This window comes from Escherichia sp. WS3063 (genome assembly GCF_046486595.1).
In the GTDB taxonomy this organism is placed as follows: Bacteria; Pseudomonadota; Gammaproteobacteria; order Enterobacterales; family Enterobacteriaceae; genus Escherichia; species Escherichia coli.
The window spans coordinates 1-23,452 of record NZ_JBJQKY010000028.1; the positions used below are offsets into that span (position 1 = coordinate 1).

Genomic DNA, 23,452 nt, shown 5'->3' on the forward strand with positions numbered 1-23,452 from the left:
CGAACTCTCTGATACCAGCACCGACGCCGTCAACGGTTCTCAGCTGAAAACCACCAACGATAACGTGGCGACCAACACCACCAATATCGCCACTAACACCACCAATATCACTAACCTGACTGATACGGTGAATAATCTCGGTGAAGACGCCCTGAAATGGGACGACGCCGCAGGCGCATTCACCGCTGCACACGGTACTAACGCCACCAACAAAATCAGCAACGTACAAGCTGGCATAGTCTCCTCTGACAGCACTGACGCCATAAATGGCTCACAACTATATGGTTTGGCTGATTCATTCACGTCCTATCTGGGTGGTGGTGCTGATATTAGCGATACAGGTGTATTAACCGGGCCAACCTATAGTATTGGCGGCACTGACTACACTAACGTCGGGGATGCTCTGGCCGCAATTAACACTTCATTTAGTGATTCTCTCGGTGATGCCCTGCTCTGGGATGCGACAGCCAATGACGGTGCTGGTGCATTCAGCGCCGGTCGCGGGGTAGATAACACCGCCAGTAAGATTACTAACGTCGCAAATGGTGCAATCTCTGCCACCAGCAGCGACGCGATTAACGGCTCACAACTCTATACCACCAATAAGTACATCGCTGATGCGCTGGGCGGTGATGCAGAAGTTAACGCTGACGGCACTATCACTGCGCCGACTTACACCATTGCAAATACCGATTACAACAACGTCGGTGAAGCTCTGGATGCGCTTGATGAGAACGCGCTGCTGTGGGATGCGACCGCCAATAACGGCGAAGGGGCTTACAACGCCAGTCATGACGGCAAGGCCAGCATTATCACAAACGTTGCTGATGGTAACATTGGTGAAGGTAGCACCGATGCTATCAACGGTTCTCAGCTGTTTAACACCAATATGCTGATCCAGCAGAACAGCGAAGTCATCAATCAGCTTGCCGGTAACACCAGTGAAACCTACATCGAAGAAAATGGTGCAGGTATTAACTATGTGCGTACCAATGACACCGGTTTAACCTTCACCGATGCCAGCGCAGCAGGTATTGGCTCTACCGCTGTGGGGTATAACACTGTTGCCAAAGGCGATAGCAGCGTGGCCATCGGTCAGGGCAGCTACAGCGGCGTTGAGACGAGTATTGCGCTGGGTAGCGAATCCGTCTCCAGCCGTGTGATTGTTAAAGGTTCTCGTAACACCAGCGTATCGGAAGAAGGTGTTGTGATTGGTTATGACACCACGGACGGCGAACTGCTTGGTGCATTGTCGATCGGTGATGATGGTAAATATCGTCAAATCATCAACGTCGCGGATGGTTCCGAAGCCCATGACGCTGTTACGGTTCGCCAGTTGCAGAACGCCATTGGTGCAGTCGCAACCACACCAACCAAATACTATCACGCCAACTCAACGGCTGAAGACTCACTGGCAGTCGGTGAAGACTCGCTGGCAATGGGCGCGAAAACCATCGTTAATGGTAATGCGGGTATTGGTATCGGCCTGAACACGCTGGTTCTGGCTGATGCGATCAATGGTATTGCTATCGGTAGCAACGCAAGTGCAAACCATGCAAACAGCATTGCAATGGGGAATGGCTCTCAGACTACCCGTGGTGCGCAGACCAACTACACCGCCTACAACATGGACGCACCGCAGAACTCTGTGGGTGAGTTCTCTGTCGGCAGTGAAGACGGTCAACGTCAGATCACCAACGTCGCAGCAGGTTCGGCTGATACCGATGCGGTCAACGTGGGTCAATTGAAAGTAACGGACGCGCAGGTTTCCCAGAATACCCAGAGCATTACTAACCTGAACAATCAGGTGACGAATCTGGATACTCGCGTTACCAATATCGAAAACGGCATTGGCGATATCGTAACCACCGGTAGCACCAAATACTTCAAGACCAACACCGATGGCGTAGATGCCAACGCGCAGGGTAAAGACAGTGTTGCAATTGGTTCTGGTTCCATTGCTGCCGCTGACAACAGCGTCGCGCTGGGTACCGGTTCCGTGGCCAACGAAGAAAACACCATCTCTGTGGGTTCTTCTACCAACCAGCGCCGTATCACCAACGTTGCTGCCGGTGTTAATGCCACCGATGCGGTTAACGTTTCACAACTGAAGTCTTCTGAAGCAGGCGGCGTGCGCTACGACACCAAAGCTGACGGTTCCGTTGATTACAGTAACATCACCCTCGGTGGTGGCAATGGCGGTACGACTCGCATCAGCAACGTTTCTGCTGGCGTGAATAACAACGACGCAGTGAACTATGCGCAGTTGAAGCAAAGTGTGCAGGAAACGAAGCAATACACCGATCAGCGCATGGTTGAGATGGATAACAAACTGTCCAAAACTGAAAGCAAGCTGAGTGGTGGTATCGCTTCTGCAATGGCAATGACCGGTCTGCCGCAGGCTTACACGCCGGGAGCCAGCATGGCCTCTATTGGTGGTGGTACTTACAACGGTGAATCGGCTGTTGCTTTAGGTGTGTCGATGGTGAGCGCCAATGGTCGTTGGGTCTACAAATTACAAGGTAGTACCAATAGCCAGGGTGAATACTCCGCCGCACTCGGTGCCGGTATTCAGTGGTAATGATCCATTAAGTTAGTGTGACTAAGGGCAATTCTCTGATGAGGATTGCCCTTTTCTTTACCAGACATCTCCCCCCACAAGAATTGGCCCTACCAATTCTTCGCTTATCTGACCTCTGGTTCACAATTCCCCAATTAAAACTCACATCAATGTTGCTAATGCATAACATTTAGTTAACTATCCATTGTCATTATCCCTACACAACACAATTGGCAGTGCCACTTTTACACAACGTGTGACAAGGAGATGAGCAACAGACTCATTACACGGCGTGTGTGGACTGCAGGAGACCTGCAATGAATCTCTGGCAACAAAACTACGATCCCGCCGGGAATATCTGGCTTTCCAGCCTGATAGCATCGCTTCCCATCCTGTTTTTCTTCTTTGCGCTGATTAAGCTCAAACTCAAAGGTTATGTCGCCGCCTCATGGACGGTGGCAATCGCCCTTGCCGTGGCTTTGCTGTTCTATAAAATGCCGGTCGCTAACGCGCTGGCCTCGGTGATTTATGGCTTCTTCTACGGTTTGTGGCCCATCGCGTGGATCATTATTGCAGCGGTGTTCGTCTATAAGATCTCGGTGAAAACCGGGCAGTTTGACATCATCCGCTCGTCTATTCTTTCGATAACCCCTGACCAGCGCCTGCAAATGCTGATCGTCGGTTTCTGTTTCGGCGCTTTCCTTGAAGGAGCCGCAGGCTTTGGCGCACCGGTAGCAATTACCGCCGCATTGCTGGTCGGTCTGGGCTTTAAACCTCTCTACGCCGCCGGACTGTGCCTGATTGTTAACACCGCACCAGTGGCATTTGGCGCGATGGGTATTCCGATTCTGGTCGCCGGGCAGGTAACAGGCATCGACAGCTTTGAGATTGGTCAGATGGTGGGGCGTCAGCTGCCGTTTATGACCATTATCGTGCTGTTCTGGATCATGGCGATTATGGACGGTTGGCGCGGTATCAAAGAGACGTGGCCTGCGGTCGTGGTTGCAGGTGGTTCGTTTGCCATTGCTCAATACCTCAGCTCTAACTTCATTGGGCCGGAACTGCCAGACATTATCTCTTCGCTGGTATCACTGCTCTGCCTGACGCTGTTCCTCAAACGCTGGCAACCAGTGCGCGTATTCCGCTTCGGTGACTTAGGGGCGTCACAGGTTGATATGACGCTGGCTCACACAGGTTACACGGCAGGTCAGGTGCTGCGCGCCTGGACACCGTTCCTGTTCCTGACCGCCACCGTAACGCTGTGGAGTATCCCGCCGTTTAAAGCCCTGTTCGCTTCAGGCGGTGCGCTGTATGAGTGGGTGATCAACATTCCGGTGCCGTACCTCGATAAACTGGTTGCCCGTATGCCGCCAGTGGTCAGCGAAGCGACAGCGTATGCCGCCGTGTTTAAGTTTGACTGGTTCTCTGCCACCGGTACCGCCATTCTTTTTGCTGCCCTGCTCTCGATTGTCTGGCTGAAGATGAAACCATCTGACGCTATCAGCACCTTCGGCAGCACGCTGAAAGAACTGGCTCTGCCTATCTACTCCATCGGTATGGTGCTGGCGTTCGCCTTTATCTCGAACTATTCCGGACTATCATCAACGCTGGCGCTGGCACTGGCGCACACCGGCCATGCATTCACCTTCTTCTCGCCGTTCCTCGGCTGGCTTGGTGTCTTCCTGACCGGATCGGATACCTCATCTAACGCCCTGTTCGCCGCGCTGCAAGCCACTGCAGCACAACAAATTGGCGTTTCTGACCTGTTGTTGGTTGCCGCCAACACCACCGGTGGTGTCACCGGTAAGATGATCTCTCCGCAATCTATCGCTATCGCCTGTGCGGCGGTAGGCCTGGTAGGCAAAGAGTCAGATCTGTTCCGCTTTACCGTCAAACACAGCCTGATCTTCACCTGTATGGTGGGCGTGATCACCACGCTTCAGGCTTATGTCTTAACGTGGATGATTCCTTAATGATTGTTTTACCCAGACGCCTGTCAGACGAGGTTGCCGATCGTGTGCGGGCGCTGATTGATGAAAAAAACCTGGAGGCGGGCATGAAGTTGCCCGCTGAACGTCAACTGGCGATGCAACTCGGCGTGTCGAGAAATTCACTGCGCGAGGCGCTGGCGAAACTGGTAAGCGAAGGTGTGCTGCTCAGTCGACGTGGCGGCGGGACGTTTATTCGCTGGCGTCATGACACATGGTCGGAGCAAAACATCGTCCAGCCGCTGAAAACGCTGATGGCCGATGATCCGGATTACAGTTTCGATATTCTGGAAGCCCGCTACGCCATTGAAGCCAGCACCGCGTGGCATGCGGCAATGCGCGCCACACCTGGCGAAAAAGAAAAGATTCAGCTTTGCTTTGAAGCAACGCTAAGTGAAGACCCGGATCTCGCCTCACAAGCGGACGTTCGTTTTCATCTGGCGATTGCCGAAGCCTCGCATAACATCGTGCTGCTGCAAACCATGCGCGGTTTCTTCGATGTCCTGCAATCCTCCGTGAAGCATAGCCGCCAGCGGATGTATCTGGTACCCCCGGTTTTTTCACAGCTGACCGAACAACATCAGGCAGTCATTGACGCCATTTTTGCCGGTGATGCTGACGGGGCGCGTAAAGCAATGATGGCGCACCTTAGCTTTGTTCACACCACCATGAAACGATTCGATGAAGATCAAGCTCGCCATGCACGCATTACCCGCCTGCCTGGTGACCATAATGAGCATTCGAGGGAGAAAAACGCATGATTATTTCCGCAGCCAGCGATTATCGCGCCGCAGCACAACGCATTCTGCCGCCGTTCCTGTTCCACTATATGGATGGGGGTGCATATTCTGAATACACGCTGCGCCGCAACGTGGAAGATTTGTCAGAAGTGGCGCTGCGCCAGCGTATTCTGAAAAACATGTCTGACTTAAGCCTGGAAACGACGCTGTTTAATGAGAAATTGTCGATGCCGGTGGCGCTGGCTCCGGTGGGTTTGTGTGGCATGTATGCGCGACGCGGCGAAGTTCAGGCTGCCAAAGCAGCGGATGCGCATGGCATTCCGTTTACTCTCTCGACGGTTTCCGTTTGCCCGATTGAAGAAGTGGCTCCGGCTATCAAACGTCCGATGTGGTTCCAGCTTTATGTGCTGCGCGATCGCGGCTTTATGCGTAACGCACTGGAGCGAGCAAAAGCAGCGGGTTGTTCGACACTGGTTTTCACCGTGGATATGCCGACACCGGGCGCACGTTACCGTGATGCGCATTCTGGGATGAGCGGCCCAAATGCGGCAATGCGCCGCTACTTGCAGGCGGTGACGCATCCGCAATGGGCGTGGGATGTGGGCCTGAACGGTCGTCCGCATGATTTAGGTAATATCTCGGCTTACCTCGGCAAACCGACCGGACTGGAAGATTACATCGGCTGGCTGGGGAATAACTTCGATCCGTCCATCTCATGGAAAGACCTTGAGTGGATCCGCGATTTCTGGGATGGCCCGATGGTGATCAAAGGGATCCTCGATCCGGAAGATGCGCGCGATGCAGTACGTTTTGGTGCTGATGGGATTGTGGTTTCTAACCACGGTGGCCGCCAGCTGGACGGTGTACTCTCTTCCGCTCGTGCGTTGCCCGCTATTGCAGATGCGGTGAAAGGTGATATCGCCATTCTGGCGGATAGCGGAATACGTAACGGGCTTGATGTCGTGCGTATGATTGCGCTCGGTGCCGACACCGTACTGCTGGGTCGTGCTTTCCTGTATGCGCTGGCAACAGCGGGCCAAGCGGGTGTAGCTAACCTGCTAAATCTGATCGAAAAAGAGATGAAAGTGGCGATGACGCTGACTGGCGCGAAATCGATTAGCGAAATTACGCAAGATTCGCTGGTGCAAGAGCTGAGTAAAGCGCCGGCGGCGGCGCTGGCTCCAATGGCGAAAGGGAATGCAGCTTAAGGGTTAGATGAATATCTGCTATCCTGCCCCCGCACTAAGGGGGCAGTATGCTAAACATCGTACTTTACGAACCAGAAATTCCGCCAAATACTGGCAACATCATCCGTCTTTGCGCTAATACCGGCTTTCGTCTGCATATCATCGAACCGATGGGATTTGCCTGGGACGATAAGCGCCTGCGCCGCGCGGGGCTGGACTATCACGAGTTTACCGCCGTTACGCGTCATCATGACTATCGCGCGTTCCTTGAAGCAGAAAATCCCCAGCGCCTGTTTGCCCTCACCACGAAAGGTACGCCTGCTCACAGCGCCGTAAGCTATCAGGATGGCGATTATCTGATGTTCGGCCCGGAAACACGCGGCCTGCCAGCGAGCATTCTTGATGCCCTGCCCGCTGAACAAAAAATTCGTATTCCAATGGTGCCGGACAGCCGCAGCATGAACCTGTCCAATGCGGTGTCGGTCGTGGTGTATGAAGCCTGGCGGCAGTTGGGGTATCCGGGAGCGCTGTTGAGAGATTAGTTACTGTAGGCCGGATAGATGATTACATCGCATCCGGCACGATCACAGGACATCAGATCCCATCACCATACTCAAACGTATGGTTAATACCGTTAAAATGCTGATCCATATCCATTGACGGTTTATCGCTATCCGGCTTGCCGACAATGCGTGCCGGAACGCCAGCGGCGGTGGTATGCGGCGGCACCGGTTGCAGCACCACGGAACCTGCGCCAATCTTCGCGCCGCGCCCAACTTCAATATTGCCGAGAATTTTCGCGCCCGCGCCAATCATCACACCTTCACGAATTTTCGGATGACGGTCGCCACCAGATTTACCCGTACCGCCAAGCGTCACAGATTGCAGAATCGATACGTCGTTTTCAATCACCGCCGTTTCACCCACAACGATGCCCGTGGCGTGGTCAAGCATGATACCGCGGCCAATTTTTGCTGCCGGGTGAATATCAACCTGGAACGTTACAGAAACCTGGTTTTGCAGAAATATTGCCAGTGCGCGGCGGCCCTGATTCCACAGCCAGTGACCGATACGATAGGCCTGCAAAGCATGAAAACCCTTCAGGTATAGCAACGGGGTTGAGTATTTATCCACCGCCGGGTCACGGGTACGCACCGCCTGAATATCACAGGCCGCAGAGGCGATCATTTCCGGGTCGGCGGCGTAGGCTTCTTCCACCACTTCACGGATAGCAATAGCAGGCATAATGGGCGATGACAGCTTGTTCGCCAGCATGTAGCTCAGTGCACTGCCAAGGTTTTCGTGCTTGAGTAGCGTCGCGTGGTAAAAACTGGCCAGCATTGGCTCACAGTCCGCCAGCGTTCTGGCTTCAGCTTTAATATTGTTCCAGACAATTTCCAGTTCTTCACACGACATTGCTTACTCCACACGATAAGATAATGACCGGCCCGTTCTGCGCGGGCCGGGTCATAGTGGTAACAAAGGTTCCCTGGGTTTAGTGGCTGCTGCGCTCGTCCTTGCGTGCACGACCTAATAACGTCAATGCTGCCTCGCGCGCGTTTTTTCCGCAATATAATACTTGATAAATTTCCTCGGTTATTGGCATTTCAACGCCGAAGCGATGCGCCAGTTCGCGGACTTCTTTCGTATTGCGGTAGCCTTCCACCACCTGACCAATTTTCTCCTGCGCGCTTTGTACATCCATGCCCTGACCGAGCATCATGCCAAAACGGCGGTTACGCGACTGGTTGTCGGTACAGGTAAGCACCAGATCGCCCAGCCCCGCCATGCCCATAAAGGTGGCAGGATCGGCACCCAGCGCCGCGCCAAGACGCGACATTTCAGCCAGTCCACGGGTGATCAGTGCCGTACGCGCATTCGCACCAAAACCGATACCGTCGGACATCCCCGCGCCAATGGCAATGACGTTTTTCACCGCGCCGCCAAGCTGCACACCGATGAAATCCGGGTTGCTGTAAACGCGGAAACTTTTGCCACAGTGCAGCAATTGCTGGAGATCATCGGCAAAGGTCTGGTCGGTCGAGGCCAGCGAAATGGCCGTCGGTAAACCTGCCGCCAGTTCTTTCGCAAACGTTGGGCCAGAGATAACCGCCAGCGGAATTTGATCGCCTAACGCCTCACGCGCCACGTCCTGCAACAGACGCCCGGTTTCCGCTTCCAGCCCTTTGGTCGCCCACACCAGACGCGCATCAGGACGCATCAGCGGTTTAATCTGACGCAGCACTTCACCAAAGACATGGCTGGGTACGACGACGAGAATATTACGGCTGGCTGCCAGCGCAGTGGCGAGATCGCTTTCAAGATGGAGCGTATCGGGAAAAGGCACATCGGGGAGAAACGCGGCGTTACAGCGGTCGCGTTCAAGCGTTGCGATATGTTCAGGGTCATGGCCCCAGAGGACAACCTCGTGGCCATTTCTTGCCAAGGTGATGGCAAGAGCGGTGCCGTACGAGCCGGCACCGATCACAGTCATTGAAGCATTACGTTGGTTCATCAGGCATCCTGATGTTCTTCAGTACCTTCGCCAGCCTGCTGCTGCAAATAGTTCATGAACAGCGCATCGAAGTTAACCGGCGCAAGGTTCAGTTGCGGGAATGTACCGCGGGATACCATGCTGGTGATGCACTCACGAGCATACGGGAACAGAATGTTCGGGCAGTATGCACCCAGGCAATGTGCCATCTGGGTGCCCTCGATACCCGCGATGGAGAAAATACCGCCCTGCTGAACTTCACACAGGAACGCGGTTTCTTCACCCAGGGAGGCCGTTACGGTAACACGCAGTACCACTTCGTAAACGTCATCTGCCAGTTGAGAAGATGCCGTATCCAGATCAAGTTTAACTTCTGGCTGCCAATCTTTCTGGAAAACGTGCGGCGCGTTCGGCGCTTCGAAAGAAATATCCTTGGTATAAATACGTTGGATCTGGAAAGTCATTTCGGTGTTGTTTTGTTCTGACATGTGTAGAAAACCCTTAAGTGTTGTCCTTAAATACTGCGCAATGTAATGCCAACGTTCACACGTTATTTCAGCAGGGGATCCAGTCCACCACGTGCATCCAATGCATACAAGTCATCACAGCCGCCAATGTGCTGTGCGTCAATAAAAATCTGGGGAACCGTGGTGCGACCGCTGCGTTTGATCATCTCTTCACGCTTAGCGGCGTTGCCATCGATCGGCAACTCCTGAAAACTCACGCCCTTGCTGCTCAGCAGTGCTTTCGCACGATGGCAATACGGGCAGGTTTCTTTGGTATAGATTTCAACATTGGCCATAACTTAGCTCCTGTTTTTTTACCCTGAAATTTCTTGTTGCAGGGCGGCTGCAAAATGGAGTGTCCCCAGACGCTTATAACAATAAGTCGCTGGGGGCCTAATTGCAGCTAACGGCCTGCATCATGAAAGACGACAGGTAAATTATTTGCCGCGCACCAGAGGTAAGTTTTCGCCAGCCCAGCCAGCAACGCCCTCTTTCAGCACGAATACTTGCGCAAAACCAGCTTTCGTCAGCGCGTTTGCAGGCTCCTGGCACTGCATGCCAGAACCATCTACCACGATAACCGGTTTGTCTTTGTGCTTCTCAAGCTCACCAACATTGTTGGCTTTGATTTCGCTCGGCAACAGGTTGATAGAACCTGCGATATGGCCTTTACGGAAGTCATCACGCTGACGTAAATCCACAACCACAGCGTCTTCTTTGTTGATCAGACGCGTAGCTTCACCACGAGTAATCACCTTCACTTTCGAGGTCAGGCTCTTAAACGTAGTCACAAGAACCGCCACCAGTAACGCGATCCAGGCGATACTCAGTATGGGATGACGGCCAACAAATTGCATAATTTCTTGCATGGGGGGTAACAACTCCCGACGTAGTGATTAAAAAAACCAGGAAAGGAGTATACCTGCGCAGTGCGGCAAATACAGCCAGCGCGTTAACTGGAATGCAATTTTGCGGGGCGCTACGAAAAAAAAGCGTAAATCTGGCATCGGCTTGCCGCGAGCGGTCGTATATTTTGATCTTCAGAGGCTATTTTATCGATTCAGCTGTAGTAAAATTACGCAAATTTTGACTCTTGAGTATGAGGTTGTCGCAATGTCGGTTTCTAAAAAACCTATGGTACTGGTGATTCTGGATGGCTATGGCTATCGCGAAGAACAGCAGGATAACGCCATTTTTAGTGCTAAAACCCCGGTAATGGATGCACTGTGGGCCAATCGTCCGCATACCCTGATCGACGCTTCCGGTTTGGAAGTCGGTCTGCCTGACCGTCAGATGGGTAACTCCGAAGTAGGCCACGTTAACCTGGGTGCCGGCCGCATCGTATATCAGGACCTGACTCGTCTGGACGTTGAAATCAAAGATCGCGCTTTCTTTGCTAATCCAGTGCTGACTGGCGCGGTAGATAAAGCGAAAAACGCAGGTAAAGCAGTACACATTATGGGTCTGCTCTCCGCAGGCGGCGTACACAGCCACGAAGATCACATCATGGCGATGGTAGAACTGGCAGCTGAACGCGGCGCAGAAAAAATTTACCTGCACGCATTCCTTGACGGTCGCGACACTCCGCCGCGCAGTGCTGAATCCTCGCTGAAAAAATTCGAAGAGAAATTTGCCGCGCTGGGTAAAGGCCGCGTAGCGTCTATCATTGGTCGTTACTACGCCATGGATCGCGATAACCGTTGGGATCGCGTTGAAAAAGCTTATGACCTGCTGACTCTGGCGCAGGGCGAGTTCCAGGCCGATACCGCCGTTGCCGGTTTGCAGGCTGCTTATGCTCGTGACGAAAACGACGAATTCGTGAAAGCGACCGTTATTCGTGCAGAAGGTCAGTCAGACGCGGCAATGGAAGACGGCGATGCGCTGATTTTCATGAACTTCCGTGCTGACCGTGCGCGTGAAATCACTCGTGCTTTCGTGAACGCTGATTTCGATGGCTTCGCGCGTAAGAAAGTGGTTAACGTGGATTTCGTGATGCTGACCGAATACGCCGCTGACATCAAAACTGCGGTTGCTTACCCACCAGCTTCCCTGGTTAACACCTTCGGCGAGTGGATGGCGAAAAACGACAAAACTCAGCTGCGTATTTCCGAAACCGAAAAATATGCCCACGTCACTTTCTTCTTTAACGGTGGTGTAGAAGAGTCGTTCAAAGGCGAAGACCGCATTCTGATCAACTCACCGAAAGTGGCAACTTACGATCTGCAACCGGAAATGAGCTCCGCAGAGCTGACCGAAAAACTGGTTGCGGCAATCAAGAGCGGCAAATACGACACCATTATCTGTAACTATCCGAACGGCGACATGGTAGGTCACACCGGGGTGATGGAAGCGGCGGTTAAAGCGGTTGAAGCGCTGGATCACTGCGTGGAAGAAGTCGCGAAAGCGGTTGAGTCCGTGGGTGGACAACTGCTGATCACCGCTGACCACGGTAACGCTGAACAGATGCGCGATCCGGCAACGGGTCAGGCGCACACAGCACACACCAACCTGCCAGTTCCGCTGATTTACGTTGGTGATAAGAACGTGAAAGCGGTTGAAGGCGGCAAACTTTCTGACATCGCGCCGACCATGTTGTCGCTGATGGGTATGGAAATCCCGCAAGAGATGACTGGTAAGCCGCTGTTCATCGTGGAATAATCCCTCCCCATGAGGGGAAAGGCGATTAATACCATGACACGGGCCGTGAAACCGCGCAGGTTTGCAATCAGGCCCATCATCTACGCCAGCGTTCTGAGCGCTGGCGTATTGTTGTGCGCCTTTTCCGCCCACGCGGATGAGCGTGACCAACTCAAATCCATTCAGGCTGACATCGCCGCGAAAGAGCGCGCGGTACGCCAAAAGCAACAACAACGCGCAAGCCTGCTCGCACAATTGAAAAAGCAGGAAGAGGCGATCTCTGAAGCCACTCGCAAACTGCGCGAAACGCAAAATACGCTCAATCAACTCAATAAACAGATTGATGAGATGAACGCGTCGATTGCCAAACTGGAGCAGCAAAAAGCCGCCCAGGAGCGCAGCCTCGCCGCGCAACTGGATGCCGCGTTTCGTCAGGGTGAACATACCGGTATTCAGCTGATTCTCAGCGGTGAAGAAAGCCAGCGTGGGCAGCGGTTACAGGCTTATTTCGGCTATCTCAACCAGGCGCGACAAGAAACCATTGCTCAGTTGAAACAAACGCGTGAAGAAGTCGCTATGCAGCGTGCCGAACTGGAAGAGAAACAGAGCGAGCAACAAACGCTTTTATATGAGCAGCGCGCCCAACAGGCGAAGCTGACCCAGGCGTTGAGCGAGCGTAAAAAGACGCTGGCAGGGCTGGAGTCTTCCATCCAGCAAGGTCAGCAACAGTTGAGCGAGCTGCGCGCCAACGAATCCCGCCTGCGTAACAGCATTGCCCGTGCGGAAGCTGCGGCGAAAGCGCGTGCTGAACGAGAAGCGCGTGAGGCCCAGGCGGTTCGCGACCGCCAGAAAGAAGCGACGCGCAAAGGCACCACCTACAAGCCGACCGAAAGCGAAAAATCGCTGATGTCCCGTACCGGTGGTCTGGGCGCACCGCGCGGTCAGGCATTCTGGCCAGTTCGCGGGCCAACGCTGCATCGCTATGGCGAACAGCTACAGGGTGAATTACGCTGGAAAGGGATGGTGATTGGTGCCTCTGAAGGTACTGAAGTTAAAGCGATTGCCGACGGCCGGGTGATTCTGGCTGACTGGCTGCAAGGCTACGGTCTGGTGGTGGTGGTTGAGCACGGTAAAGGCGACATGAGTCTTTACGGCTATAATCAGAGCGCACTGGTGAGCGTTGGTTCGCAGGTTCGCGCGGGCCAGCCAATTGCACTGGTGGGCAGCAGTGGCGGTCAGGGTCGGCCTTCACTCTATTTCGAAATTCGCCGCCAGGGTCAGGCGGTCAATCCACAGCCGTGGTTGGGAAGATAAGTTTTGTTTCCATTTCGTCGTAACGTTCTTGCATTTGCCGCTCTGTTGGCGCTCTCCTCCCCCGTAATTGCTGGCAAACTTGCCATCGTCATTGATGATTTTGGGTATCGCCCGCACAACGAAAACCAGGTGCTGGCGATGCCTTCCGCTATCTCCGTCGCTGTATTACCCGATTCACCGCACGCCAGAGAGATGGCGACCAAAGCGCATAACAGCGGTCACGAAGTGTTGATTCATCTACCGATGGCACCACTGAGTAAACAGCCGCTGGAGAAAAATACGCTACGCCCGGAGATGAGCAGCGACGAAATTGAGCGCATTATTCGTAGTGCGGTCAATAACGTGCCCTATGCCGTGGGGATCAACAACCACATGGGCAGCAAGATGACCTCTAACCTGTTTGGTATGCAGAAAGTGATGCAGGCGCTGGAGCGTTACAATCTTTACTTCCTCGACAGCGTAACCATCGGTAATACCCAGGCGATGCGCGCCGCACAAGGCACTGGCGTGAAGGTTATTAAACGGAAGGTGTTCCTCGACGATTCGCAAAATGAAGCGGATATTCGTGTACAGTTTAATCGTGCAATTGACCTGGCGCGTCGCAACGGTTCGACCATCGCCATTGGTCATCCACATCCCTCAACGGTACGCGTATTGCAACAAATGGTTTATAACCTGCCGCCAGACATTACGCTGGTGAAAGCCAGCAGCTTGCTGAATGAACCACAGGTCGATACATCTACACCGCCGAAAAATACTGTACCCGGTGCACCGCGTAATCCGTTCCGTGGCGTGAACCTGTGTAAACCGAAAAAACCGCTGGAGCCAGTTTATGCGAATCGCTTCTTTGAAGTATTAAGCGAAAGCATCAGCCAGAGCACGCTGATCGTTTACTTCCAGCATCAGTGGCAAGGCTGGGGCAAACAGCCCGAAGCAGCGAAGTTTAACGCTAGCGCAAATTAAAGACGCTACGCGTAATACGATGGTGCGATCGTGTTTTGTCACGCCATTGCCATAAGCGGAAAGACCACAGTAATGCCTGATAACCCACCTTCACGCTGCGCACATTGGTAATCAGGCGCTTATACATACCGGAAGTAAATATCTCGGCAATCATCCGTTGGCGGGTAAGAATATCCGGCTCTTTGCGCACCGCATGGCAAACACGCAATGCTTCGTAAGTTATTTGCTGATGAAATTCCGGATAAATCGTAATTTTGTCAGCATAATTTCGATTTAATTTCTCCAGCAGGCGGGTAATCTTAATATAGTGACGTTGATAATTAAGGTTTTTGTTCCCTTGTCTGTTCAACCGACTCACTGACGTATTATGCAGATAATATTTATATAATGATTGCTCGGTATATCGCGCACGCAGCGCGTTAAACATAAATTCTGTTGTCCAGACAATATCCTGATGATGTAATCCGGCAATAAATTTAATGTTATTTTTAACAATAACATCGCGGCGATAAACCCCCATCCAGACCACATGTGTCCAACGGCGGGAAGAAAGCCCCATCCGCAGCCAGTCCGGGCCGGTTAATACGCCGGTTGAGCGTATGCGATCGGTGGGGATGGATTGCCAGATTTCTCCCGTTTCACGAAAACACCAGTCAGCGTTGCACTGCGCCACGTCGAGGTCGTCCTCTAACGCCATGGTCATCAGCGTTTCGTACATGGTGGGATAGACCTCATCGTCAGCATCGACAAAAGCGACATATTTTCCCGTTGCCACCTCGATCCCACGATTACGCGCCACCGATGCGCCAGCATTCGCCTGATGCAACAAGCGAACATGCGAATAGTTTTCTGCGTAATGCTTTGCTATATCAACAGAATTATCCGTTGATCCATCGTTAACAATAATAATTTCCAGAGCAGTCCAGGTTTGCGCGATTAAAGATTCCATGCAAGCGTTGAAGTCATTACCTGCATTATATAACGGGATAATAACACTTAGTTTATTAGTGCTGTTCATCATAAATTACCAACGATCTCTGAAGTTACCCTGACGTTTTACAGGCTTTGTATTAAGAAACTATTAAGCCTGTGAGATATTATTTTTACCGGTGAGAGAGTCACTTCAGGGTAGAGAGATAATGAGAGCAGCTATATAAGAGATCAGCGCAATTACGATATCTTGATTACACTGACAGGATTTTACATATTTAACGGATTATCCTCAGGCAAAAGGGCTGGAATACCAGCCCTTGTTCGTGTTAATCCCAGCTCAGAATAACTTTCCCGGACTGGCCCGAACGCATAGCGTCAAAGCCCTTCTGGAAATCATCGATAGAGAAACGATGGGTAATGATCGGCGAGAGATCGAGGCCAGACTGAATCAGCGCCGCCATCTTGTACCAGGTTTCAAACATCTCACGACCGTAAATACCTTTAATGAACAAGCCTTTAAAGATTACTTTGGTCCAGTCGATAGACATATCGGACGGTGGAATACCCAGCATCGCAATACGACCGCCGTGGTTCATGGTGTCGAGCATGGTACGAAACGCTGGCGGCGCACCGGACATTTCCAGACCGACATCAAAGCCTTCGGTCATGCCCAGTTCTGTCATCACATCATTAAGGTTTTCTTTCGCGACGTTAACCGCACGGGTGATACCCATTTTACGCGCCAGCTCAAGGCGGTATTCGTTAACATCAGTAATCACCACGTTACGTGCACCAACGTGTTTCGCCACCGCCGCCGCCATAATACCAATCGGGCCTGCACCAGAGACCAGCACATCCTCGCCAACCAGATCGAACGACAGCGCGGTATGCACGGCGTTACCGAAGGGATCAAAAATGGAAGCCAGGTCGTCGGAGATATTGTCTGGGATTTTGAAGGCGTTGAACGCCGGAATCACCAGATACTCGGCGAAGCAGCCCGGACGGTTAACACCGACGCCGATCGTGTTGCGGCACAGATGGGTACGACCGCCACGACAGTTGCGACAGTGACCGCAGGTGATATGGCCTTCGCCAGAAACGCGATCGCCAATCTTGAAGCCTTTCACTTCCTGACCAATACCTACCACTTCACCGACATATTCATGGCCCACGACCATCGGCACCGGGATGGTTTTTTGCGACCACTCATCCCAGTTATAGATGTGAACGTCAGTCCCGCAGATGGCTGTTTTACGGATTTTAATCAGCAGATCGTTATGCCCGAGTTCCGGTACAGGAACGTCGGTCATCCAGATGCCCTCTTCCGCTTTCAGTTTGGATAACGCTTTCATCTCACATCCTCAGGCGATAACGCCCAGTTGTTTACCAATACGCGTGAATGCTTCTACTGCACGCGTAATTTGCTCAGGGGTATGCGCCGCAGACATCTGGGTACGAATACGCGCCTGACCTTTCGGAACGACCGGATAGAAGAAACCGGTGACGTAAATGCCCTCTTTTTGCAGCTCACGGGCAAATTTCTGCGCCACTACCGCATCGCCAAGCATGACCGGAATAATGGCGTGATCGGCTCCCGCCAGGGTAAAGCCCGCCGCCGACATTTGCTGACGGAACTGACGCGCGTTCGCCCACAGGCGGTCACGCAGTTCGCTGCCCGCTTCGACCATCTCCAGTACTTTGATGGATGCGGCGACAATCGCTGGTGCCAGCGAGTTGGAGAACAGGTACGGACGAGAACGCTGGCGCAGCCACTCAACCACTTCTTTGCGCGCCGCGGTATAACCACCAGAAGCCCCGCCCAATGCTTTACCCAACGTACCGGTAATGATGTCTACACGCCCCATCACATCGCAGTATTCATGGGAACCACGACCATTTTCACCGACAAAACCGACCGCGTGGGAGTCGTCTACCATCACCAGGGCATCGTATTTATCTGCCAGATCGCAAACGCCCTTCAGGTTGGCAATCACGCCGTCCATCGAGAACACACCATCGGTGGCAATCAGCACATGACGCGCACCGGCTTCACGCGCTTCTTTCAGACGTGCTTCCAGCTCCTGCATATCGTTGTTGGCATAACGATAGCGTTTAGCTTTACACAGACGCACACCATCAATAATAGACGCGTGGTTCAGTGCGTCGGAGATAATGGCGTCCTCCGCGCTCAGCAGCGTTTCAAACAGGCCGCCGTTAGCATCAAAGCAGGAAGAGTAGAGAATCGCATCTTCCATCCCCAGAAACGCCGCCAGTTTTTGTTCAAGCTCTTTATGGCTGTCCTGAGTGCCGCAAATAAAACGCACCGAAGCCATGCCGAAACCGTGAGAATCCATTCCCGCCTTTGCCGCCGCAATCAGATCCGGATGATTCGCCAGCCCGAGATAGTTGTTGGCACAAAAGTTAATGACGTGGCTTCCATCAGCCACAGTGATATCTGCTTGCTGCGCAGACGTAATAATGCGCTCTTCTTTAAACAACCCTTCCGCCCGTGCGGTTTCCAGATCGTTGGTTAACTGCTGATAAAATTCTCCACGCATTGCGATTCTCCAGACAGGGCAAATTCCAGCACATATTACCCAAACTTATAGGTCGCGACGAGATGACGCGTTAACACTTCTGCAAAATTCAGGATAAATAACGTCCATCAATCTCACTTTTGGCGAATGGCTGAAGCCAACGCCGTGTAGTGATATGATAGAAGTATTCGTGTCTGAGATTGTCTCTGACTCCATAATTCGAAGGTTACAGTTATGATCATCGTTACCGGCGGCGCGGGCTTTATCGGCAGCAACATCGTTAAAGCCCTGAATGATAAAGGCATCACCGATATTCTGGTGGTGGACAACCTGAAAGACGGCACCAAGTTTGTGAACCTGGTGGATCTGGATATCGCGGACTATATGGATAAGGAAGACTTCCTGATCCAGATTATGGCTGGCGAAGAGTTCGGCGATGTCGAAGCGATTTTCCACGAAGGCGCGTGCTCTTCCACCACCGAGTGGGACGGCAAGTATATGATGGATAACAACTATCAATACTCCAAAGAGCTGCTGCACTACTGTCTGGAGCGCGAAATCCCGTTCCTGTACGCTTCTTCCGCAGCCACTTACGGCGGTCGCACTTCCGATTTTATTGAATCCCGCGAGTACGAAAAACCGTTGAATGTCTACGGTTACTCAAAGTTCCTGTTTGATGAATATGTTCGCCAAATCCTGCCGGAAGCCAACTCGCAGATTGTTGGCTTCCGCTATTTCAACGTTTATGGACCGCGTGAAGGCCATAAAGGCAGCATGGCGAGCGTCGCTTTCCATCTCAACACTCAGCTTAACAACGGTGAATCGCCGAAGCTGTTCGAAGGTAGCGAGAACTTCAAACGCGACTTCGTTTACGTAGGCGACGTGGCAGATGTAAACCTGTGGTTCCTGGAAAATGGCGTTTCCGGTATCTTCAACCTCGGTACTGGTCGTGCGGAATCCTTCCAGGCGGTAGCCGATGCAACGCTTGCTTATCACAAGAAAGGCCAGATCGAATACATTCCGTTCCCGGATAAACTGAAAGGCCGCTATCAGGCGTTCACTCAGGCAGATCTGACAAATCTGCGCGCGGCGGGTTACGACAAACCGTTCAAAACCGTTGCTGAAGGTGTAACGGAATACATGGCCTGGCTGAATCGCGACGCATAAGAGCTCTGCATGAAAATACTGGTGATCGGCCCGTCTTGGGTTGGCGACATGATGATGTCGCAAAGTCTCTATCGCACGCTCCAGGCGCGCTATCCCCAGGCGATAATCGACGTGATGGCACCGGCATGGTGCCGTCCATTATTATCGCGGATGCCGGAAGTTAACGAAGCGATCCCTATGCCTCTCGGTCACGGAGCGCTGGAAATCGGCGAACGCCGCAAACTGGGTCATAGTCTGCGTGAAAAGCGCTACGACCGCGCCTACGTCTTACCTAACTCCTTCAAATCCGCATTAGTGCCTTTCTTCGCAGGTATTCCTCATCGCACCGGCTGGCGCGGCGAGATGCGCTACGGTTTACTCAACGATGTACGCGTGCTCGATAAAGAAGCCTGGCCGCTAATGGTGGAACGCTATGTCGCGCTGGCCTATGACAAAGGCATTATGCGTACAGCACAAGATCTGCCGCAGCCATTGTTATGGCCGCAGTTGCAGGTGAGCGAAGGTGAAAAATCATATACCTGTAATCAGTTTTCGCTCTCATCAGAACGTCCGATGATTGGCTTTTGCCCCGGAGCGGAGTTTGGTCCGGCAAAACGCTGGCCACACTACCACTATGCGGAGCTGGCAAAGCAGCTGATTGATGAAGGTTATCAGGTGGTTCTGTTTGGCTCGGCGAAAGATCATGAAGCGGGCAATGAGATTCTTGCCGCTTTGAATACCGAGCAGCAGGCATGGTGTCGTAACCTGGCGGGGGAAACACAGCTTGATCAAGCGGTTATCCTGATTGCAGCCTGTAAAGCCATTGTCACTAACGATTCTGGCCTGATGCACGTTGCGGCGGCGCTCAATCGTCCGCTGGTTGCCCTGTATGGTCCGAGTAGCCCAGACTTCACACCGCCGCTATCCCATAAAGCGCGCGTGATCCGCCTGATTACCGGCTATCACAAAGTGCGTAAAGGTGACGCTGCGGAGGGTTATCACCAGAGCTTGATCGACATTACTCCCCAGCGCGTACTGGAAGAACTCAACGCGCTATTGTTACAAGAGGAAGCCTGACGGATGCGGGTTTTGATCGTTAAAACATCGTCGATGGGCGATGTTCTCCATACGTTGCCCGCACTCACTGATGCCCAGCAGGCAATCCCAGGAATTAAGTTTGACTGGGTGGTGGAAGAAGGGTTCGCACAGATTCCTTCCTGGCACGCTGCCGTTGAGCGAGTTATTCCTGTGGCAATACGTCGCTGGCGTAAAGCCTGGTTCTCGGCCCCCATAAAAGCTGAACGCAAAGCGTTTCGTGAAGCGCTACAAGCAGAGAACTATGACGCAGTTATCGATGCTCAGGGGCTGGTAAAAAGCGCGGCGCTGGTGACGCGTCTGGCGCATGGCGTAAAGCATGGCATGGACTGGCAAACCGCTCGCGAACCTTTAGCCAGCCTGTTTTACAATCGTAAGCATCATATTGCAAAACAGCAGCACGCCGTAGAACGCACCCGCGAACTGTTTGCCAAAAGTCTGGGCTATAGCAAACCGCAAACCCAGGGCGATTATGCTATCGCACAGCATTTCCTGACGAACCGGCCTACAGATGCTGGCGAATATGCCGTATTTCTTCATGCGACGACCCGTGATGATAAACACTGGCCGGAAGAACACTGGCGAGAATTGATTGGTTTACTGGCTGATTCAGGAATACGGATTAAACTTCCGTGGGGCGCGCCGCATGAGGAAGAACGGGCGAAACGACTGGCGGAAGGATTTGCTTATGTTGAAGTATTGCCGAAGATGAGTCTGGAAGGCGTTGCCCGCGTGCTGGCCGGAGCTAAATTTGTAGTGTCGGTGGATACGGGGTTAAGCCATTTAACGGCGGCACTGGATAGACCCAATATCACGGTTTATGGACCTACCGATCCGGGATTAATTGGCGGGTATGGGAAGAATCAGATGGTTTGTAGGGCTCCGGGGAATGAGTTGTCTCAATTGACAGCAAATGCTGTTAAGCAATTCATTGAAGAAAACGCTGAAAAAGCTGCCATGATTTAAATTACAACTCTTTAATAGATAATTTTGAAATAAAATCAGCTTCCTTGCTGATTTTATTTCACATATTCATTACTTATCTAATAAACATTGGTCCGATTGTGCTTTAAAATAAGCACAAAGCAATATTATGGTGACAAACACAGCAGTCGGAACCGGTTTAGAAAAGAGTATTACATCACTTAGGCCTACTACCAGTAGTGAAAAAAGCAAGATTAAAATATAAGGTTCTTTAGCAGTTCTTAAGGCATATATGAATATTGCTGAAAAGGCTAAAATTGTTAATACTACTCCAGGAATACCACGCGTTGATAACGTATCTATGAGATCGTTATGCAAATGAGAATCTACAAAGGGTAAAGCGCCACTTAATCTAGGCTCTTTCTCTTCTAGTTCATGTATTTTTTCCGCGCGTTTTTCCAGTGATTGTCCTATTGGAGAATATGTTTTTAAACCAACTTCATACATTGCCAGACGGGCACCGACTGAAGTTCTGGTGTTATCATGCGAATAATTAACTAAATCGTTATTTAAGTCATTCATTCTCATAAGCAATGTATCTTTAAAAGAAAACACACCTGCTAATAATGCAATCGCAATAAAACAATATAACTTATAATTAATTCGCTTATTAATATAACTATCCATTACGATTAATAGTAACGCAAAGAATGGAAACACTAATATGGCTGCACGCGTTTCAGTTACTATGACAGCACATAAGCTAAGCATGAAGTTAATTGTATATAATGTTGTTTTATGTCTAAAGTCGCATTTTAAAATGAGAATTGATGCCAGTAAAGAAGGGAAAAGGATGATGTAGCCTGCTGTTGTAGCGTGGGAAGCTGATAATGCAACACGGTCTACGTTTAAATAGAAATGTTGCCACATGGCATGCGCAAAAAAAAGTAACTGCGTTGCCAGGGATGCGAACAGAATTAGTTTCCCAAATTTTATTTTTGTTCTCATCTCATCTTTAGCAAAAAGAACTAAGAAAATAAAAGCACTACACAAGGCAATTTTTCCAGTTTCCATTGGGCCACGATATGCATTGGTATAAACCGAGCCTGAAACTTTATAATGTGAATACCAGATGATATTAACGATACCCAAAAGACATAATGAGATAAAAATTAACAAAGTAGGATTATTAGTTATTGTTTTTTTTGCTGTCGCTAGAAAATATAATGCAGATATAATTCCAGCTGCATGAAGAAACTTTGTTGCAACATCATCCCACAAAGACAAAGTCATTAAAGACAACATACATAATATGAGAATTAAAGACTTGACACCAGAGTTAATTTCTTTCCAACAAAACGACATATAATTTCAACCTATGCTACGAGGATGGGTTATTTAATGCAAGACCTAACGTTTATTCTTTTTTCTATTTACCAGTCTTACCATCCTCCAGAGAATATAGTTTTTTGATGCTAATATTTTTGCTCGCCTCTTATCTCTCTTGCCAAGAAGATTACAATCTTTCAATTCTTTTTCATTGCTTTCAACTAATTGATTTAATAATTCAAAATCGCCATTAAGTAGAACATTCCATAAATAACGAGTTTTATGATAAGTTCTATTTTTACTCAATAATGTATGAATTTCTTCTTTCCGGTTACCTTTGTATAACTGCATCACAGAAGAGTAGATTCTTTCGTGCGCAAATGACTCATGTCGATAATGAGTGATGGTTCTACATGAGTTCATTAGGGAATTTTCTCTATAGTTATGCTTATACATATAATATGGAACCGCATACATATCGCATGTAATTAGCAGTCGATAGATAAAATCCAGATCTTCTCCTAGTCGTAAATCTTCATCAAAAAAAAGATTATTATCTTCCAGGAGTTGTTTTCTTATAAACAAGCACCCTATATGGAATCTGACCTTTTTATAAAAAAAATCGAAAAGTAAAGACCCTTCATTAAAATCTGTATTTATAGGTGAGTAAGTAACACCATTTTTTATATGATGTCCATAAAGCCCACAATAAATCGCATCCCCTCCCGTCTCATGTTGTCTGGAATACATCTTCAGCAGATAGTTAGGATCTATCTCATCATCATCATCCATAAAACATATAAACTGTCCTTGCGCCTTGCGGATACCTGTATTCCTGGCAGACGAAACACCGCCATTTTCTTTATTGATAATAATTAATCGAGAGTGGGTTAACCCATACTCTCTCAAAACATTTGATGTGTTATCTTTAGAACCATCATTAACAATAACAATTTCAAAATTTGGGTAAGTTTGTTTTTCTAATTTCGTTAGAGTTTCAGTAATGTAATCAGATGAATTATACGTCGGTATTATTATGGATACTAAAGGGTAATCATTGCTCATCGTGTTCTCTTGCCTGAACTAATAAAATATGATA

Annotated in this window: 21 protein-coding genes; 11 read left to right on the plus strand and 10 right to left on the minus strand. The window is 50.7% G+C overall.

The genetic code is table 11. The annotated features are described in order from the left end of the window. The 5 genes from ACJHYW_RS20640 to trmL all read left to right on the plus strand — a co-directional run. On the plus strand, nt 1–2,581 hold a 2,581-nt coding region (locus ACJHYW_RS20640; protein ID WP_260765762.1), incomplete at its 5' end, for a YadA family autotransporter adhesin. Between the two features lie 296 nt (nt 2,582–2,877). Then, on the plus strand, nt 2,878–4,533 hold the full coding sequence (gene lldP, locus ACJHYW_RS20645; protein WP_001306611.1) for an L-lactate permease: 1,656 nt from the start codon (nt 2,878–2,880) through the stop codon (nt 4,531–4,533). Then, nucleotides 4,533–5,309 carry a transcriptional regulator LldR gene (lldR, locus tag ACJHYW_RS20650; RefSeq protein ID WP_001304974.1) on the plus strand — a complete coding sequence of 259 codons (777 nt, stop codon included), beginning with the start codon at nt 4,533–4,535 and terminating at the stop codon, nt 5,307–5,309. The genes lldP and lldR overlap by 1 nt, the downstream gene beginning before the upstream one ends. After that, nucleotides 5,306–6,496, plus strand: coding sequence for a quinone-dependent L-lactate dehydrogenase (gene lldD / locus ACJHYW_RS20655; RefSeq protein ID WP_000586958.1), 1,191 nt, complete (start codon nt 5,306–5,308; stop codon nt 6,494–6,496). Before lldR ends, lldD begins: the two co-directional genes overlap by 4 nt. A gap of 47 nt (nt 6,497–6,543) precedes the next feature. Beyond that, entirely contained in the window at nt 6,544–7,017 is a 474-nt protein-coding gene (gene trmL / locus ACJHYW_RS20660; RefSeq protein WP_000932346.1) for a tRNA (uridine(34)/cytosine(34)/5-carboxymethylaminomethyluridine(34)-2'-O)-methyltransferase TrmL, read from the plus strand. 52 nt (nt 7,018–7,069) lie between these two features. Here the strand turns inward: trmL and cysE are convergent, their stop codons facing one another. The 5 genes from cysE to ACJHYW_RS20685 all read right to left on the minus strand — a co-directional run bounded on the left by cysE (nt 7,070) and on the right by ACJHYW_RS20685 (nt 10,344). After that, nucleotides 7,070–7,891 carry a serine O-acetyltransferase gene (gene cysE, locus ACJHYW_RS20665; protein WP_001277561.1) on the minus strand — a complete coding sequence of 274 codons (822 nt, stop codon included), beginning with the start codon at nt 7,889–7,891 and terminating at the stop codon, nt 7,070–7,072. Nucleotides 7,892–7,970: 79 nt separating this feature from the next. Further along, nucleotides 7,971–8,990 carry an NAD(P)H-dependent glycerol-3-phosphate dehydrogenase gene (gene gpsA, locus ACJHYW_RS20670; RefSeq protein WP_001076194.1) on the minus strand — a complete coding sequence of 340 codons (1,020 nt, stop codon included), beginning with the start codon at nt 8,988–8,990 and terminating at the stop codon, nt 7,971–7,973. Then, entirely contained in the window at nt 8,990–9,457 is a 468-nt protein-coding gene (secB, locus tag ACJHYW_RS20675; protein WP_000003377.1) for a protein-export chaperone SecB, read from the minus strand. The genes gpsA and secB overlap by 1 nt, the downstream gene beginning before the upstream one ends. Before the next feature lie 62 nt (nt 9,458–9,519). Further along, nucleotides 9,520–9,771, minus strand: coding sequence for a glutaredoxin 3 (gene grxC, locus ACJHYW_RS20680; protein ID WP_000024392.1), 252 nt, complete (start codon nt 9,769–9,771; stop codon nt 9,520–9,522). 141 nt (nt 9,772–9,912) lie between these two features. Beyond that, complete coding sequence (locus ACJHYW_RS20685) at nt 9,913–10,344, minus strand: rhodanese-like domain-containing protein (protein WP_001156181.1); 432 nt, start codon at nt 10,342–10,344, stop codon at nt 9,913–9,915. 244 nt (nt 10,345–10,588) lie between these two features. Between ACJHYW_RS20685 and gpmM the strand changes: the two genes are divergently transcribed. Genes gpmM through ACJHYW_RS20700 form a run of 3 tightly spaced genes read left to right on the plus strand, consistent with a single transcriptional unit; the run spans nt 10,589 to nt 14,389 of the window. Next, complete coding sequence (gene gpmM, locus ACJHYW_RS20690) at nt 10,589–12,133, plus strand: 2,3-bisphosphoglycerate-independent phosphoglycerate mutase (protein WP_001361565.1); 1,545 nt, start codon at nt 10,589–10,591, stop codon at nt 12,131–12,133. A gap of 33 nt (nt 12,134–12,166) precedes the next feature. Next, entirely contained in the window at nt 12,167–13,426 is a 1,260-nt protein-coding gene (gene envC, locus ACJHYW_RS20695) for a murein hydrolase activator EnvC (protein WP_000196261.1), read from the plus strand. 3 nt (nt 13,427–13,429) lie between these two features. Further along, nucleotides 13,430–14,389, plus strand: coding sequence for a divergent polysaccharide deacetylase family protein (locus ACJHYW_RS20700; protein ID WP_000483835.1), 960 nt, complete (start codon nt 13,430–13,432; stop codon nt 14,387–14,389). Here the strand turns inward: ACJHYW_RS20700 and waaH are convergent. The 3 genes from waaH to kbl form a co-directional block, all read right to left on the minus strand. Then, nucleotides 14,376–15,410, minus strand: a complete 1,035-nt coding sequence (gene waaH / locus ACJHYW_RS20705) for a UDP-glucuronate:LPS(HepIII) glycosyltransferase (protein ID WP_000982121.1) — start codon at nt 15,408–15,410, stop codon at nt 14,376–14,378. The two genes, ACJHYW_RS20700 and waaH, sit on opposite strands and share 14 nt — an antisense overlap. A 238-nt stretch (nt 15,411–15,648) precedes the next feature. Continuing rightward, nucleotides 15,649–16,674, minus strand: a complete 1,026-nt coding sequence (tdh, locus tag ACJHYW_RS20710) for an L-threonine 3-dehydrogenase (protein WP_000646018.1) — start codon at nt 16,672–16,674, stop codon at nt 15,649–15,651. Between the two features lie 9 nt (nt 16,675–16,683). Next, a complete protein-coding gene (kbl, locus tag ACJHYW_RS20715) occupies nt 16,684–17,880 on the minus strand; it encodes a glycine C-acetyltransferase (RefSeq protein WP_001213846.1) in 1,197 nt (398 codons plus the stop codon). Nucleotides 17,881–18,093: 213 nt separating this feature from the next. On the opposite strand from kbl, the gene rfaD reads away from it, so the two are divergent. The 3 genes from rfaD to rfaC are packed head-to-tail and all read left to right on the plus strand — an operon-like array spanning nt 18,094 to nt 21,066. Then, on the plus strand, nt 18,094–19,026 hold the full coding sequence (gene rfaD, locus ACJHYW_RS20720) for an ADP-glyceromanno-heptose 6-epimerase (protein WP_000587750.1): 933 nt from the start codon (nt 18,094–18,096) through the stop codon (nt 19,024–19,026). Between the two features lie 9 nt (nt 19,027–19,035). Then, nucleotides 19,036–20,082, plus strand: a complete 1,047-nt coding sequence (gene rfaF, locus ACJHYW_RS20725) for an ADP-heptose--LPS heptosyltransferase RfaF (RefSeq protein ID WP_000699228.1) — start codon at nt 19,036–19,038, stop codon at nt 20,080–20,082. Between the two features lie 3 nt (nt 20,083–20,085). Further along, complete coding sequence (gene rfaC, locus ACJHYW_RS20730; RefSeq protein ID WP_001264590.1) at nt 20,086–21,066, plus strand: lipopolysaccharide heptosyltransferase RfaC; 981 nt, start codon at nt 20,086–20,088, stop codon at nt 21,064–21,066. 69 nt (nt 21,067–21,135) lie between these two features. On the opposite strand, the gene ACJHYW_RS20735 is transcribed toward rfaC, so the two are convergent. Both ACJHYW_RS20735 and ACJHYW_RS20740 read right to left on the minus strand, forming a co-directional pair. Then, a complete protein-coding gene (locus ACJHYW_RS20735) occupies nt 21,136–22,389 on the minus strand; it encodes an O-antigen ligase family protein (RefSeq protein ID WP_001361564.1) in 1,254 nt (417 codons plus the stop codon). A gap of 45 nt (nt 22,390–22,434) precedes the next feature. Continuing rightward, entirely contained in the window at nt 22,435–23,418 is a 984-nt protein-coding gene (locus ACJHYW_RS20740) for a glycosyltransferase family 2 protein (RefSeq protein WP_000064000.1), read from the minus strand. Between the last annotated feature and the right edge of the window lie 34 nt (nt 23,419–23,452).